This is a genomic window from Herbidospora daliensis (assembly GCF_001570585.1).
Taxonomy (GTDB): Bacteria; Actinomycetota; Actinomycetes; order Streptosporangiales; family Streptosporangiaceae; genus Herbidospora; species Herbidospora daliensis.
The window spans coordinates 1,808,008-1,823,101 of record NZ_BBXF01000002.1; the positions used below are offsets into that span (position 1 = coordinate 1,808,008).

The 15,094-nt window shown below is 69.5% G+C and carries 16 protein-coding genes; 12 read left to right on the forward strand and 4 right to left on the reverse strand.

The window, feature by feature from the left end:
- Positions 1-30: 30 nt before the first annotated feature.
- The 3 genes from AW274_RS14895 to AW274_RS14900 all read right to left on the reverse strand — a co-directional run bounded on the left by AW274_RS14895 (position 31) and on the right by AW274_RS14900 (position 2,873).
- A complete protein-coding gene (locus AW274_RS14895) occupies positions 31-969 on the reverse strand; it encodes an NYN domain-containing protein (protein WP_062342904.1) in 939 nt (312 codons plus the stop codon).
- Positions 970-1,083: 114 nt separating this feature from the next.
- The gene (locus AW274_RS39180; RefSeq protein ID WP_083974178.1) at positions 1,084-1,287 is read right to left on the reverse strand and encodes an acyl-CoA carboxylase subunit epsilon; all 204 of its coding nucleotides are present in this window, start codon (positions 1,285-1,287) and stop codon (positions 1,084-1,086) included.
- A complete protein-coding gene (locus tag AW274_RS14900) occupies positions 1,284-2,873 on the reverse strand; it encodes an acyl-CoA carboxylase subunit beta (protein ID WP_062431558.1) in 1,590 nt (529 codons plus the stop codon). The genes AW274_RS39180 and AW274_RS14900 overlap by 4 nt, the downstream gene beginning before the upstream one ends.
- An 84-nt stretch (positions 2,874-2,957) precedes the next feature.
- Here AW274_RS14900 and AW274_RS14905 point away from each other — a divergent pair, with 84 nt between their 5' ends.
- The 12 genes from AW274_RS14905 to AW274_RS14960 all read left to right on the forward strand — a co-directional run bounded on the left by AW274_RS14905 (position 2,958) and on the right by AW274_RS14960 (position 14,516).
- Positions 2,958-4,274: an APC family permease gene (locus tag AW274_RS14905; RefSeq protein ID WP_062431562.1), complete on the forward strand. Its 1,317-nt coding sequence runs from the start codon at positions 2,958-2,960 to the stop codon at positions 4,272-4,274.
- Between the two features lie 60 nt (positions 4,275-4,334).
- Positions 4,335-4,697, forward strand: a complete 363-nt coding sequence (locus AW274_RS14910; RefSeq protein WP_062431564.1) for a type II toxin-antitoxin system RelE/ParE family toxin — start codon at positions 4,335-4,337, stop codon at positions 4,695-4,697.
- Positions 4,698-4,792: 95 nt separating this feature from the next.
- Complete coding sequence (locus tag AW274_RS14915; RefSeq protein ID WP_232320109.1) at positions 4,793-5,020, forward strand: helix-turn-helix domain-containing protein; 228 nt, start codon at positions 4,793-4,795, stop codon at positions 5,018-5,020.
- Between the two features lie 60 nt (positions 5,021-5,080).
- A complete protein-coding gene (locus tag AW274_RS14920; protein WP_062431566.1) occupies positions 5,081-5,845 on the forward strand; it encodes an ABC transporter ATP-binding protein in 765 nt (254 codons plus the stop codon).
- On the forward strand, positions 5,821-7,374 hold the full coding sequence (locus tag AW274_RS14925; RefSeq protein WP_062431568.1) for a hypothetical protein: 1,554 nt from the start codon (positions 5,821-5,823) through the stop codon (positions 7,372-7,374). Before AW274_RS14920 ends, AW274_RS14925 begins: the two co-directional genes overlap by 25 nt.
- A gap of 68 nt (positions 7,375-7,442) precedes the next feature.
- Positions 7,443-10,091: a phosphoenolpyruvate carboxylase gene (locus AW274_RS14930; protein ID WP_062431570.1), complete on the forward strand. Its 2,649-nt coding sequence runs from the start codon at positions 7,443-7,445 to the stop codon at positions 10,089-10,091.
- Between the two features lie 144 nt (positions 10,092-10,235).
- Entirely contained in the window at positions 10,236-11,051 is an 816-nt protein-coding gene (locus tag AW274_RS14935; protein ID WP_062431572.1) for a biotin--[acetyl-CoA-carboxylase] ligase, read from the forward strand.
- Positions 11,052-11,093: 42 nt separating this feature from the next.
- A complete protein-coding gene (locus AW274_RS14940; protein ID WP_062342918.1) occupies positions 11,094-11,606 on the forward strand; it encodes a PH domain-containing protein in 513 nt (170 codons plus the stop codon).
- Positions 11,607-11,692: 86 nt separating this feature from the next.
- Positions 11,693-11,872, forward strand: a complete 180-nt coding sequence (locus tag AW274_RS14945) for a (2Fe-2S)-binding protein (RefSeq protein ID WP_062342920.1) — start codon at positions 11,693-11,695, stop codon at positions 11,870-11,872.
- A gap of 15 nt (positions 11,873-11,887) precedes the next feature.
- A complete protein-coding gene (gene bfr, locus AW274_RS14950) occupies positions 11,888-12,370 on the forward strand; it encodes a bacterioferritin (RefSeq protein WP_030451324.1) in 483 nt (160 codons plus the stop codon).
- 200 nt (positions 12,371-12,570) lie between these two features.
- A complete protein-coding gene (locus tag AW274_RS14955) occupies positions 12,571-13,239 on the forward strand; it encodes a response regulator transcription factor (RefSeq protein WP_030451323.1) in 669 nt (222 codons plus the stop codon).
- A 5-nt stretch (positions 13,240-13,244) separates the two neighbouring features.
- Positions 13,245-14,516: a sensor histidine kinase gene (locus AW274_RS14960; protein ID WP_062342924.1), complete on the forward strand. Its 1,272-nt coding sequence runs from the start codon at positions 13,245-13,247 to the stop codon at positions 14,514-14,516.
- Here the strand turns inward: AW274_RS14960 and AW274_RS14965 are convergent.
- Positions 14,489-14,971: a GtrA family protein gene (locus tag AW274_RS14965; protein ID WP_198169182.1), complete on the reverse strand. Its 483-nt coding sequence runs from the start codon at positions 14,969-14,971 to the stop codon at positions 14,489-14,491. The genes AW274_RS14960 and AW274_RS14965 overlap by 28 nt on opposite strands.
- Positions 14,972-15,094 lie beyond the last annotated feature (123 nt).

Consider the following 15,094-nt stretch of genomic DNA (forward strand, 5'->3'; position numbering starts at 1 on the left):
GCGTGACCACCCCTCTGACCAGGGACGACGCTACTTCGACGAGATGCCGACGCCCAGGTCGAACTCGCGGTAGACCCGGGCCCAGAAGCCGTCGCGCAACCACACGCGGGCCTCCGGGTAGGGGCGCAGCGAGTGGCCCAGTTCCTTCTCGGCCTCGATCAGGAGCTCGGTGTCGATGACCGTCGGCAGGAGCGGTCCCGGCAGCAGGTCGCGGATGTTGTCGCGGCCCCGCGTGAGGATCCACTTCTGGGCGACGTGCTCGCCGACCTCCTCGACGCGCGGCCGGCTGGGGCCGAGTTTCGGCTGGCCGGCCTGTTTCTGCGGCGGGGCGGCCGGTTTGGCGGTGCGGCCCGCGAAGACCTGGGCCGGGGAGGGCGGCGGGGTGACCGCCACCGGGATCGGCGCACGCGTGAAAAAGGCCCTCAGGAAATCAGCGGTGATGATCTCAACGGTGTCGGATTCCCAGACCAGCCGTTCGGCCTGGTTGGTGCCGAAAGGGGGTTCGACCCCCCACAGGTGCACCCGGACCCCGTAGGCCTGGGCGGCCTCCACCGCCGGCACCATGTCCTCATCGCCGGCGATCAAGACGGTGTCGCTGACCGCGTGGTGGCGGGCCAGCGCTTCCAGGTCGCTGCGTATCTGCGCGTCGACGCCCTTCTGCTGGCCACGCGCGTTGAGGTTGCCAAGCCGCACCTTCACCCAGGGGAGCTGGGCGATCACCCGCTGGTCGACCGTGGGAACGCGGTCGCGCGCGGCGTCGTACCAATAGACGCGCAGGAGCTCGCCGGGGAGGCGCTCCATGGCGTGCTTCTGCAGGGATTGGATCAGTTCGTCGGCGGAGACGCGGTATTCCTTGCGTTCCTTCGCGCCCAGCAGAACCTCGCCGGCGGCGGCGTAGAGATAACCGACATCGACGAGAACCGCGTATTTCGCTGCCATGCTGTGCACTGCGAGGTCCGGGATGGCCATCGCGTCCTCCAGGCCTCGTCTCCGTGTGTTGTTGGTCTAGCTGCTATTGCCCTTTTGGAGATACTCCCAACTCTTGGGCCACTTGACACCCGGTTCGGCCGATCTAATCCCTGTCTATTCGGGTAGTCCGCTGGCCCTCCAGGTTCCCTTACCGGGCCTTGGGGGGACGTTTCCCCGCATCCTTCGCGAAGGGGCCCGCCACCTGGGCGGACTCGGCTCACTTTTCTGCTCCGTCAGTGAAATGTCACGTAGCGCTACGACGAGCGCGGCCACCTCTTCGGGGGTCGCGTCGCCGCGCACGATCCTCAGGTGGGTCACAGCGGGATGTTCCCATGCTTCTTCGGCGGCAGGGAGGCCCGCTTGTTCCGCAACGTCCGCAGCGCCCGGATGACCTTCACGCGGGTGTCCGACGGGCGGATCACCGCGTCGACGTAACCCCGTTCGGCGGCGAGATAGGGGTTGGCGAGGGTGTCCTCGTACTCGGTGACGTAGCGGGCCCGCGCCGCGTCGGGGTCCTTCGCCTCGGCCAGCTCGCGGCGGTAGAGGATGTTGACCGCGCCCTGCGCGCCCATGACCGCGATCTGCGCCGTCGGCCAGGCCAGGTTGATGTCGGCGCCGAGGTGCTTGGAGCCCATGACGTCGTAGGCGCCGCCGTACGCCTTGCGGGTGATCACGGTGACCAGGGGCACGGTGGCCTCGGCGTAGGCGTACAGGAGCTTGGCGCCGCGCCGGATGATGCCGTTCCACTCCTGGTCGGTGCCGGGCAGGAAGCCCGGCACGTCGACGAAGGTCAGCACCGGCAGGTTGAACGCGTCGCAGGTGCGCACGAACCGGGCCGCCTTCTCGGAGGCCGCGATGTCGAGCGTGCCGGCCAGCGCCATCGGCTGGTTGGCCACGATCCCGACCGGCCGCCCCTCGACCCGGCCGAACCCGACCAGGATGTTCGGCGCGAACCCGGCGTGCATCTCCAGGAACTCGCCGTCGTCGAGCACGTGGGACAACACGGTGTGCATGTCGTAGGGCTGGTTGGCCGAGTCGGGGATCAGCGTGTCGAGCTCCAGGTCCTCGTCGGTGACCGTGAGGTCGGCCTCGACGTCGAAGACCGGCGGCTCGTCGAGGTTGTTCGACGGCAGGTACGACAGCAGCGCCCGCGCGAAGTCGAGGCAGTCCTGCTCGTCGGTGGCCTCGTAGTGGGCCACGCCCGACTTGGAGTTGTGCGTGTGCGCGCCGCCGAGCTCCTCGAACGTCACCTCCTCGCCGGTGACCGTCTTGATCACGTCGGGCCCGGTGATGAACATGTGCGACTTCTCGGCCACCATCAGCACGAAGTCGGTGAGGGCCGGGGAGTAGACCGCGCCGCCGGCGCACGGGCCCATGATCAGCGAGATCTGCGGGATCACGCCCGAGGCGTGCACGTTGCGGCGGAAGATCTCGGCGTACAGGCCGAGGGAGACCACGCCCTCCTGGATGCGCGCGCCGCCGGAGTCGTTGATGCCGATGACCGGGCAGCCCGTTTTCAGCGCGTGGTCCATGACCTTGACGATCTTCTCGCCGAAGACCTCGCCCAGCGACCCGCCGAACACGGTGAAGTCCTGCGCGAACACCGCCACCGGACGCCCGTCGACCGTGCCGTAGCCCGTCACGACGCCGTCGCCGTAGGGCCGCTCGCGGTCCATGCCGAAGCTGGTCGACCGGTGCCGCGCCAGCTCGTCGAACTCGACGAAGGAGCCGTCGTCGAGGAACGCCGTCAGGCGCTCCCGGGCCGTCATCTTGCCCTTCTCGTGCTGCTTGGAGACCGCCCGCGCCGACCCCGCGTGGGCCGCCTCGTGGAGGCGTCGCTCCAGGTCGGCGATCTTCCCCGCGGTCGTGTGCACGTCGATCTCAGGCACCGGTTCGGCAGTCATGGCGCAAGGGTAATCCGGCCGTACTCAGCGAATTCCCAGGGGGTGCGCAAGCGTGACGCGCGTGACGCTGGGTAGTCGCGTCGCATGAGTCCGCAGGCCCCGAGTCTGAAGCGCGTCATCGGACGCCGCATGCTGCTGCTGTTCGTCGTCGGCGACATCCTGGGCGCCGGCATCTACGCCCTCGCCGGCAAGGTGGCCGGCGAGGTCGGCGGCGCCCTGTGGGTGCCGTTCCTCGTCGCCTTCGTCCTGGCGGCGCTGACCGCCACCGCCTACGCCGAACTCGTCGGCAAGTACCCCCAGGCGGCCGGCGCGGCCCTCTACACCAACCGCGCCTTCGGCATCCCGTTCCTGACCTTCATCGTGGCCTTCGCGGTCCTGATGAGCGGGGTCACCTCGGCGAGCGCGGCCGCCAGGGCCTTCGGCGGCACCTACCTGGCCGAGTTCGTCACCCTGCCCACCGTGGTGGGCGCCCTGATCTTCCTGGCCCTGGTGACGCTGGTGAACTTCGCCGGCATCTCAGAATCGGTCAAGGTCAACGTGGTGCTGACCCTGATCGAGGCGTTCGGCCTCCTGGTCATCATCGCGATCGGCGTGTACGCCCTCCTCACCGGCGACGGCGACCCCTCGCGCGCCCTGGAGTTCCACCCCGAGAACGGCGCCTTCCTCGGCATCCTGGGCGGCACCGCCCTGGCCTTCTACGCCCTGCTCGGCTTCGAGGACTCGGTCAACCTGGCCGAGGAGGCCCAGGACCCGCAGCGCTCCTACCCCCGGGCCCTGTTCGGCGGCCTGGCCATCGCCGGCGTCATCTACCTGGCGGTGGCCTTCACCGCGACGATGCTCGTCGACACCGAGACGCTGCGGAACTCCAGCGGCCCGCTCCTCGAAGTCGTCAAGGTCGCCGGCCTGGAGTTCCCCCCGAAGCTGTTCGCCCTCATCGCCCTGCTGGCCGTCGGCAACACCGCCCTGATCAACATGCTGATGGCCTCGCGCCTGGTCTACGGCATGGCCCGCGAGGGCATCGTCCCGAAGGTCTTCGGCGCGGTCCACCCGAGCCGCGCCACCCCGTGGGTCGCCATCCTCTTCACCGTCGCCATCGCCGTCGTCCTGGTCTGCACCGGCGACGTGGGCGGCCTGGCCGACACGACGGTCCTGCTGCTGCTGTGCGTCTTCACGATCGTCAACATCGCCGTCCTGGTCCTGCGCAGGGAGACCGTCGACCACGACCACTTCCACGCCCCGGTCTGGGCCCCGGTCCTGGGCGCGGTGGCGTGCGTGATCCTCATCCTCCCGATCACGGGCCGCGAGGGCTCGGTCTACCTGCGCGCCCTCATCCTGCTGGCCATCGGCGTCGTCCTGTGGGCGGTCAACCACCTCGCGAGCAGGCGGTCAAACTCCGTGTAGCGGAGGACTGGTTTTCCCGTCTCCGCCCACATATCATCAATAGTATATACCATCAACGGTATGGTCGAGATCGCGTTGGAACCAGAGGTGGAGGCCTGGCTGGCGGCGTTGTCCTTCGGGCACTACCAGCGGGTCATGGCGAAGGTGGACCGCTATCTCTGGCAACGATGCGGTCAGCCGGACGGTGATCACGTCAAGAGCCTGCGTGAGGGCGTCAGCGAATTACGGGTGCCCCTCCACGAACAGTCCTGGCGGATCACGTTCTGGCGGCCCGGGGGCGGAACGATCATTCTGCTCACCGTGTTTGCCAAGACACGCAACGGGCCACAGCATGATGACGTGGAGCGGGCGGTGAAGGCGATGAGGGCTTGCCAGTTCGGGCATGACATGAGCACCACCCACGTGTTCGACAGGAGGTCATGATGGCCGGACACAGCACGTGGCGGACTCTGCGAGACAAGCGGCTGCAGGACGCCGGAGCCGAAGAGCACCCCGAGTACACCCGTGCCCTCCGTGACATGGATCTCGGTGATCGGCTTCGCGAGGTGCGGGTGGCGCGGAACCTGACCCAGGCGGAGGTGGCCGCACGGGCGGGGATCTCCCAGCCTGCGCTGTCCCGCATCGAACTGGGCGGCGGGATACCGACCCTGGAGATGCTCGACCGGATCGGCAGGGCCATGGGAGTCCGGTTCACGATCTCCGTCGGCGACGAGGACGCCGAGCAGATCGACCTCCTCGCCGGTTGACCGACGGCCCGTCGAAATCGTGACCTACGGGCGTGGCGGTGACAGGGCAGAGTGGAGGGCATGACAGAGGCGGTTCGGACGCGGGGCCTGGTGAAGGCCTTCGGGCAGCAGGTCGCGGTTGCCGGGGTGGATCTGGTCGTGCCGGCCGGGAGTTTCGCGGGGCTCGTGGGGCCCAACGGGGCCGGCAAGACGACCACGCTGAGCATGATCACGGGGCTGCTCAGGCCCGACGGCGGGCTGGTGGAGATCCACGGCGCCGACGCGTGGGCCGAGCCGGTCAAGGTCAAGAGCTCGATCGGGGTGCTGCCCGAAGGGCTGCGGCTGTTCGAGCGGCTCAGCGGGCGGGAACTGCTGCTCTACAACGCCGAGCTGCGCGGCATCCCCCGGGAGGAGGGCGCGAAGCGGGCCGCCGAGCTGCTGAAGGTCATGGACCTGGTCGAGTCGCAGGACAAGCTCGTCGTCGACTACTCGACCGGCATGCGGAAGAAGATCGGCCTGGCCGCCGCCCTGCTGCACAACCCGGCCGTGCTCTTCCTCGACGAGCCGTTCGAGGGCGTCGACCCGGTCAGCGCCAACACCCTCACCGAGGTGCTGCGCCGCTACACCGCCTCCGGGTCGACCGTCATCTTCTCCAGCCACGTCATGGACCTGGTCGAGCGGCTCTGCGACTGGGTGTCGGTCATGTCGCGGGGCCAGATCGTCGCACAGGGGCCGACCGACGAGGTGCGGCGCGGGCGTTCGCTCAACGAGGCGTTCCTCGACCTCGTCGGGGCCGGCGGGTCGGGAGAGGAGGGGCTGACGTGGTTGGGCTCTTCGTCCGGCTGAAGCTGCGGCTCATCGCCGGGAGCCTCAAGGGCACCTCGCAGCAGCGTTTCGGGTTCGTCTTCTCGCTGATCGCGGGCCTGGTGGTCGCCATCGCCGGGTTCTACCTGATGTCGGGGCTGCGGGCGCTCGACCCCACCCTTGCCGCCGACGTCGGCGTGGTCTTCTTCTTCGCCATCCTGATCATGTGGATCGTCGGGCCGCTGCTGATGTTCGGGCTCGACGACACCCTCGACCCCGCCCGGCTGGCCCTGTTCCCGCTGACCACCGCGCAGCTCACCCGTGGGCTGCTGGCCTCCTCGGCCGTCGGCATCTGGCCCGTCGCGTCGTTGTTCGCCATGACGGGCGTGATCTTCGGGCTGTCCCGGTCCGTCACCGGCGCGCTCATCGGGATCGTCGCGGTGCCGGTGGCGTTCGCCTGCTGCCTGGTGGTGTCGCGGCTGGTCACCACCGCGTTGTCCGGCGCGCTGCGGACCCGGCGCGGCCGCGACCTCATGGCGGTCGGCGTCATCCTGCTCGTGGTGGGGTCGCAGCTGCCGGGCATGCTGCTCAACCAGGGGCTCGGCAACGGCCTGGAGATCATCACCCAGACCGCCGGGGTGCTGCGCTGGTCGCCGACCGGGCTGGCCGCCCACGCCATCGCCGACGGCGGGCTCGTCGGGGTCGCCGAGGTCGTCGCGGTGGCGCTGTTCACGGCCGTCTGCGCGTGGTTGTGGATCGTCGCGCTCAAGGCCGCGCTCACCCGGGCCGACTCCTCCAGCCAGGGCGGCGGCAGCGTGCGCCGGTCGCGGTTCGGCGGGCTGCTGCCCGAGGGCGTGCTCGGCGCGGTCGTCGCCAAGGAGCTCAAGTACGCCCGCCGCGACCCCCGGGGCCGCGTGACCTGGGTCAGCGCGCTGGCCGTCATCATCATCATGATCTTCTCGACCCGGAACAACACCGGCGGCGAGCCGATCGTCTGGATGGGCGTCTTCCCGGTCTGGCTGGGCGGCCTGGTGGTGTCGCTGCAGGCGACCAACTCCTTCGGCATCGACGGCCGGGCTCTGTGGATCAACGCGGTCGTGTACGCCAAACCCGAGGCCCTCCGCGCCGACCTGGCCGGCCGCCACGTGGCGATCGCCCTCCTCGGCGCCCCCCTGATCTGCCTCGCGGCCGTGGTCACCGGCCTGCTGACCAAGCCCGTGTGGATCGTCCCGGCGGCGCTGACCGGCGTCGGCGTGATGGGGCTGGTCTTCGCGGTCGGGTCGTTCACCAGCGTCTACATCGCCTACACCCAGCCCGAGCGCATCAACGCCTTCACCGGCGCGGCCCCCGGCCAGGGCGGGCAGGCGTTCCTGTCGTCGATCGGGTCGCTGGTCGGCGGGGCGGTGCTCTCGCTGCCGGTGCTCATCCCGGTCATGGCGGGCCACCTGTGGGTGTCGGTGTTCATGCCGGTCCTCGGGTTCGGGCTCGCCTGGCTGGCCCGCGCCAAGGCGTCGGTGATCGGGCTGCGGCGTATGCCGGAGCTGATGGCCGACGTGTCGCGTCCCACCTGACCATTGGTCTAGTCCAATGGGTGAGACCGGTCTGAGGCGGTTCGAGACCACTCGCTAGTCTTCCAAGCATGGCCGCCCTGTCTCACCACGACCGCCACAGCGCCGTCACCGAGATGCCCGACGACCTCCGCGCCGACGTCCGCCTCCTGGGAGAGATCCTGGGGCAGGCAATTGCCGAAGACGGCGGCCCCGACCTCTTGGCCGATGTCGAACGTCTCCGCAAAGCGGTCATCGCCGCCCGCCGGCGGGAGACCACGGTCGACGACGTGGCGGCTCTGGTCGCCGAATGGCCCCTTGACCGGGCCGTGCTGATCGCCCGGGCCTTCACCTGTTACTTCCACCTCGCCAACCTGGCCGAGGAGCACTACCGCATCCGCATCCTGCGGCAGCGCGACCGCGACGACGTGCCGGTGCCCGAGTCGCTGCCGCAGGCCGTGCGGGCGCTGCGCAGCGACGTCGGGGCCGAGGAGCTCGACCGGCTCATCGGCGAGCTGGAGTTCCGGCCGGTGCTGACCGCCCACCCGACCGAGGCCCGGCGGCGCGCGGTGGTGACCGCGATCCAGCGCATCAGCGGCCACCTCGACCTCTACAACACGCCCGGCCGGGGCGCGGGGGAGCAGCAGGAGGCCAAGCGGCGGCTGCGCGAGGAGGTCGACCTGCTCTGGCGCACCGCCCAGCTGCGCTCGACCAAGCTCGACCCGCTCGACGAGGTGCGCACCGCGATGGCGGCCTTCGACGAGACCCTCTTCCGGGCCGTGCCGCTGATCTACCGGTCGCTCGACGGCGCGCTGGAGCCGGGCACCGGCACCCGCCCGCCGCTGGCCCGCCCCTACATCCGCTACGGCTCCTGGATCGGCGGCGACCGCGACGGCAACCCCAACGTGACCTCGAAGGTCACGCGCGAGGCCCTGCTGATCCAGAACGAGCACGTGCTGATCGCGCTGGAGAACGCGGCCACCCGCATAGGGCGCACGATGACGCTGGCCGCCGAGCGCACCCCGCTCTCGGCCGGCCTGCGCGCCGCCCTGTCCCGCGCCGAGGGCGACTTCCCCGACCTGGTCTCCGAGATGGCGACCCGCTCGCCGCAGGAGCCGCACCGCCAGTGGCTGCTGTTCGTGGCCGGGCGCATCGCCGCGACCCGCCGCCGCGACCTCGACCTCGCCTACCGCTCGCCCGCCGACCTGCTCACCGATCTGCGGCTGGCCCAGGAGTCCCTCGTCGAGGCCGGCGCGGTGCGCCAGGCGTACGGGGAACTGCAGCATCTGATCTGGCAGGTGGAGACCTTCGGCTTCCACCTGGCCGAGCTGGAGGTGCGCCAGCACTCCCAGGTGCACGCCGCCGCGCTGGCCGAGATCGAGGCCGGCGGGGCCCGGTCGGAGCGCACCGAAGAGGTGCTGGCCACGATCCGGAGCATCGCCTGGATCCAGGAGCGGTTCGGCGTCACCGCCTGCTCCCGCTACGTCGTCTCGTTCACCCGCTCGGCCGACGACATCCTGGCCGTCTACGCCCTGGCGCAGCACGCCCTCGGCGACCGCGCGCCGGTGCTCGACGTGGTGCCGCTGTTCGAGTCGGGGGAGGACCTCGACAACTCGGTGCGCGTGCTGACCGGGATGATCGCCTCTGAGCCCGTCCAGAAGCGGCTGGCGGCCAACGGCCGCCGGGTCGAGGTCATGCTCGGCTACTCCGACTCCGCCAAGGAGCTCGGCCCGGCCGCCGCGACCATGCGCCTCTACGACGCCCAGGCCGCCCTCACGACGTGGGCCGCCGAGAACGACATCGTGCTCACCCTCTTCCACGGCCGGGGCGGCGCCCTGGGCCGGGGCGGCGGACCGGCCAACCGGGCGGTGCTCGCCCAGGCGCCGGGCTCGGTCAACGGCCGGTTCAAGGTCACCGAGCAGGGTGAGGTCATCTTCGCCCGCTACGGCCACATGGCCATCGCCCGCCGCCACATCGAGCAGGTCACCAACGCGGTGCTGCTCGCCTCGACCAGCCCGGTCGAGCAGCGCACCGCCGACTCCGCCGCCAAGTTCCGCGAGCTGGCCGACCAGGTCGCCACCGCCTCCGAGCGGGCCTACCGGGGCCTGACCGAGGCGCCCGGCTTCCCCGAGTGGTTCTCGGCGGTCAGCCCGCTGGAGGAGATCGGCTCGCTGCGCCTCGGCTCCCGCCCGGCCCGCCGCGGCCTGGGCGCGCCGAAGTCGCTCGACGACCTGCGCGCCATCCCGTGGGTCTTCGCCTGGGCCCAGACGAGGGTCAACCTCCCCGGCTGGTACGGCCTGGGCTCCGGCCTGGCCGCCGTCCTCGACGCGGGAGGCCAGGCGGAACTGCGGGAGGCATACAAGGAGTGGCCGCTGTTCGCCTCGCTGCTCGACAACGTGGAGATGTCGCTCGCCAAGACCGACCGCGCCATCGCCAGCCGCTATCTGGCGCTGGGCGGCCGCGACGACTTCTACAAGCAGGTCATGGACGAATACGACCTGACCCGCCGCCTGGTCCTGGAGATCACCGGCCACACCCGGCTGCTGGAGTCGAGGCGGGTGTTGTCGAGGGCCGTCCAGCTGCGAGACCCCTACGTCGACGCGCTGTCGCACCTGCAGCTGCGGGCGCTGACCGCGCTGCGGACCACGGAGGACCTGGCCGACGACGAGCGCGAGAGCCTCTCGACGCTGCTCCTCCTCAGCGTGAACGGGGTGGCGGCCGGTCTGCAGAACACGGGCTGACCGGAGGTCGCAAGGGCACCTGCCATTCCCCTCATAACGGTCAACCGGTGACCCTCACGGGTAGGGACGACTACATGGGGTAGTAATCCCAGGTCATCGACTGTTCGTCGAACGGAACGGTGTTCGGAAGGGAGAATGGCAGTCATGCCCGAACCTTCGTATCCCGATCTCGACCGACCCCAGTTGTCCCAGGCCGCCCTCCGGGCCGAGCTGGTTCGCCCCGGATCGTTGTGGTCGTCCCTCACCGTGGTGGAGCGCACCGGCTCCACCAACGCCGACCTCGGGCAGGCGGTCCGCGACGGCGTCCGCGAGGGCGCGGTCCTGGCCGCCGAGTCCCAATACGCGGGTCGGGGCCGCCTCGGCCGCGTCTGGATCGCGCCGCCGCGCTCCGGGCTCACCTTCTCCGTCCTGCTGCGGCCCGACGTCAAGATCGCGCTGCAGGGGTGGCTGCCGCTCCTGTTCGGGCTGGCCGCCGTCACCGCGATCCGCCAGGTCGCCGAGGTCGACGCCCGGCTGAAGTGGCCCAACGACCTGCTCCACGACGAGCGCAAGCTGGCCGGGATCCTGGCCGAGCGCATCGACTCGGCCGTCGTCATCGGCATGGGCCTCAACGTCAGCCTCCGCGAGTCCGAGCTCCCCGTCGGCCACGCCACCTCCCTGGCGCTGGCCGGGGCGACCTGCCTCGACCGCGACCGGCTGCTGGCCGGGGTGCTGCGCGAGCTCGAACGGCTCTACCGCGACTGGTGCCTGGCCGGCGGCGACGCCGAGGCGTCCGGCCTGCGGGCCGCCTACCTGGCGGTGAGCGCGACGGTCGGGCAGGAGGTCCGGGTCGAGCTGCCCGGCGAACGGCTGCTCGCCGGCCGGGCGACCGGCATCAGCGAGTCGGGTCAGCTGATCGTGCGAAGCGGGGGCGCCGACCATCCGCTGAGCGCGGGCGACGTCGTCCACGTTCGAAAGTAGAACCACGCCCGGAACGGACTGGTACGTGCCACGATGTGGCCCATGGGTCTCCCTGATCACCACCTGACCGACGGTGAGCGAGTCGTCCACTCGTTCCACCCGCACTGGAAGCGGCTCGTCGGTCCGTTCCTCGCGCTGGTTCTCGTCGTGGCCGCCTCGTCGGCCGCGATCTACTTCATACCGAACGACTACGAATACTCCGGCATCGCCCGCGTCGCGGTCGCGGTCGTCTCGGTGGTCGCGCTGGTCCTGCTCACCTTCGTGCCCTATCTGCGGTGGAAGACGACCGGCTACACGCTGACCACCCACCGGTTCACCATCAGCACCGGCGTCCTCAGCAAGTCCCAGGACGACATCCCGCTCGCCAAGGTCAACTCGGTCAGCTCCGACCAGTCGCTCATGGAGCGCGTGCTGGGCAGCGGAACCCTGAAGGTAGAGTCGGCGTCCGAACGCGGGGTCATCGACTACCGCGACATCCCCAAGATCCAGACCATCCGCGCCGACCTGTTCCGGCTGGTGGAGGACGCCTCCGACGGAGTCGTCGACGGTCACTGATCTGTGGCGGTCCTCACATAGGCAAGCCTAACCAAAGTCGGCTACCTTAGGAGAGCCTTACCTATGCATCTCCGAAGGGTCCCTGGATGTACGCCTGTGTGTGCCGCGCCGTCACCGAGAACGAGGTGCACGACTGCATCGCCAACGGCGCCCGGACCGTCCGGCAGATCCGCGACACCACGGGCGCCGGGGGCGACTGCGCCTCTTGTGTCAGAAAGATCTGTGCCATTCTGAAGCGGTCAGAGAGTTTGATCACGACCGCTTAGGCAAGGGGCCCCGGCATGCAGGGCGACAAGGACATCATTGCGCTGCTCAACGAGCAGCTTACGTCTGAGCTGACGGCCATCAACCAGTACTTCCTCCACGCCAAGATGCAGGAGAACTGGGGCTTCACCAAGCTCGCCAGTTTCACCCGCGCCGAATCGATCGACGAGATGCGCCATGCCGAGGCGCTGACCGACCGCATCCTCTTCCTCGAGGGCCTGCCCAACTACCAGAAGCTCTTCACCCTCCACGTCGGCCAGACCGTCAAGGAGCAGATCCAGAGCGACCTGGAGCTCGAGCTCGGCGTCGTCAAGCGCCTGAAGCCGGGCATCGCCCTGATGCGCGAGCGCGGCGACATCGTCTCGGCGCTGCTCTTCGAGGAGATCCTCAAGGACGAGGAACACCACATCGACTACCTGGAGACCGAGTTGTCCCTCATGGAGACGCTCGGTGACGCTCTGTACCTCCAGCGGTACGCCGAGCCGCCGTCCGCGTCCTGACGCCGTCGAGACGCAGGGCCGCGAGAAACGCCCGCCGGGTCTCCGGCGGGCGTTCGCTTTTTCCGCCGGAAGGCCGCCCGGACATGCCGCTGCAAAAACGCCTTTGTCCATGTTTGCCCAGGTCAATTGATGGGTCAACGTGGAGTCAAACCGCGCGCTGTGCCCGGGAAACGATCGCCTAAGGTCCTACGATCGCTTCCATGACCTGCGTACTTCTCGCCGAGGATGACACCTCGATCTCCGAGCCGCTTGCGCGCGCCCTGCGCCGGGAGGGCTACCAAGTCGAGGTGAGTCCCGACGGCCCGCAGGCCCTGGAAAGGGCACTCTCGGGAGGCGTCGACCTCATCGTTCTCGACCTCGGTCTCCCGGAGATGGACGGCCTGGAGGTCGCCCGCCGTATCAGGGCCGAGGGCCACGGCACTCCCGTGCTGATCCTGACCGCTCGCGTCGACGAGGTCGACACCGTCGTCGGCCTCGACGCCGGGGCCGACGACTACGTCACCAAGCCGTTCCGGCTCGCCGAACTGCTCGCCCGCGTCCGGGCCCTGCTGCGGCGGGGCACCTCCGAGACGCCGGTGGTGCAGGGCGTCCGGATCGACGCCGACTCCCGCCGGGCCTGGATGGGCGACAAGGAACTCCATCTGACCACCAAGGAGTTCGACCTGCTCCGCGTGCTCGTCCGCGACGCCGGCAAGGTCGTGACCCGCGAGCAGATCATGCGGGAGGTCTGGGACACCAACTGGTGGGGTTCCACCAAGACCCTCGACATGCACATCTCCTGGCTGCGGCGCAAACTCGGCGACGACGCGGCGAAGCCGCGGTACATCACGACCGTCCGAGGGGTCGGCTTCCGCTTCGAACGCGAGTAAGGGGCATGCGGAGGCGTCTGCTCTCCTCGATGCTGCTCGTCGCGGTCATCGCGGTGCTGCTGCTCGGAGTTCCCCTCGGTGTTGTCGTCGTACGTCTCATCAACGACGAAGCCGCGCAGGAGCTCCGAGCGGAGGCCACGCGCGTGCTGATCAGCGTTGAGTACGCCATCAGCCAGGAGCAGCCGGTCGATCCCAAACAGCTGGAGCGGAACTACCCCAACCGGTTCATCCAGGTCGCGTTCCGCGGCATAGAGCCGATCACCGTCGGCGTCGAACCTCCCGTGAACCGGTCGCTGACCGAAGACGCGCGCTCCGAGAACGGGGTCGTCCGGCTCAGCCGCGACACCGCGGAGATCGACCGGGACATCCGGGCGCGGCTGCTGCTGACCATCGCCCTGGCGGTCGCCGCGCTGGTCGTGGCCATCGGGCTGGCGGTCGTGACGTCACGGAGACTCACGCTGCCGCTCCTCGATCTGGCCAAGATCGCGGAGCGGCTGGGCTCGGGCGACGCCCGTCCGAGCAAACACCGCTACGGCATCCCCGAGCTCGACCGGGTCGCCGAGGTGCTCGACCGCAGCGCGATCCGCATCTCCGAGCTGCTCGGCCGCGAACGCGAGTTCGCCACCGACGCGTCCCACCAGCTCCGCACGCCCCTGACCGGGCTCACCATGCGCCTGGAGGAGATCGTCGCGGCGGCGTCCCAGCCGGCCATCGTGCGCGAGGAGGGGGAGGCGGCGATCGTCCAGGCCGAGCGCCTGACGGCGGTCATCGACGAACTGCTGAACGCGGCCCGCCGGCAGCGCCACTCCCAGGCCGAGCCGATCGACGTCGACGAGGTGCTGGTCCAGCAGATCACCGAGTGGGATCCGGCGTTCCGGCGCTCTCACCGGTCGATCCAGCTCACCGGGAGCCGGGGCCTCCACGCGCTGGCCACCACGGGCGGGCTCAGCCAGGTCGTGGCCACGCTGCTCGACAACTCCCTGCACCACGGGGGAGGCATCGTGTCGATCACCACGACGAGCTCGGAGAAGTCGATCGTCATCGAGGTCTCCGACCAGGGCGAGGGGGTGCCAGAGAAGATCCGTACCAGGATCTTCGAACGGAGCGTGACCGGCGGCAGCGGCACCGGGCTCGGGCTCACGCTGGCACGGTCGCTGGTCGCCGCCGACGGCGGACGGCTGGAGCTGGTCAAACCCCGGCCGGCCACGTTCGCGATCTTCCTGCGGAAGGTCGGCGACGACGAAAAGGGCTACCGAGTGGTGAGCGGCCCCGCCTGACCTTCCTCCTGGACCACCGGCGGGGCCATGAACACCCAGCGCTTGTACGACCAGAAGCGGAACAACGTGCCGAGACCGGTGCCGATCAGGGTGGCGATGTTGTTCGCCACGATGCTGTCGAGACCGAGGGTGTAGCGGCTCAGGCCGAGGCAGATCAGCTCGATCAGCAGGCCGACGCCGTTGAGCACGAAGAAGAGCACGTATTCCCGCGCGAGGCCGCTCTGCTCGCGGTGGCGGAAGGTCCAGTAGCGGTTGCCGAAGTAGGCGAAGGTCGCGGCGACCACCGTCGCGATGACCTTGGCGGACAGCGTGCCCTCAGAGCCCCACATGGCCCACAGGATGTTGACCACACCGAAGTTGATCACAAAGGCGATGGCCCCGACGGAGCCGAACTTGATCAACTCGTGGAGGACGGTGGCGAATCGCGCGTATGCGCCGCGGATGAGTTGCTGCACGAGCCGCACAGTCCTTCCTGGTGGGATGGGGTCGTCTCAGGCTACCGGTTGGGGCTGTAGGGCGGGCTGAAAGCTTCCTCTGAGTCCCTTTCTGCCCAGGTCGTCCAAGAACATTTCAAGAAA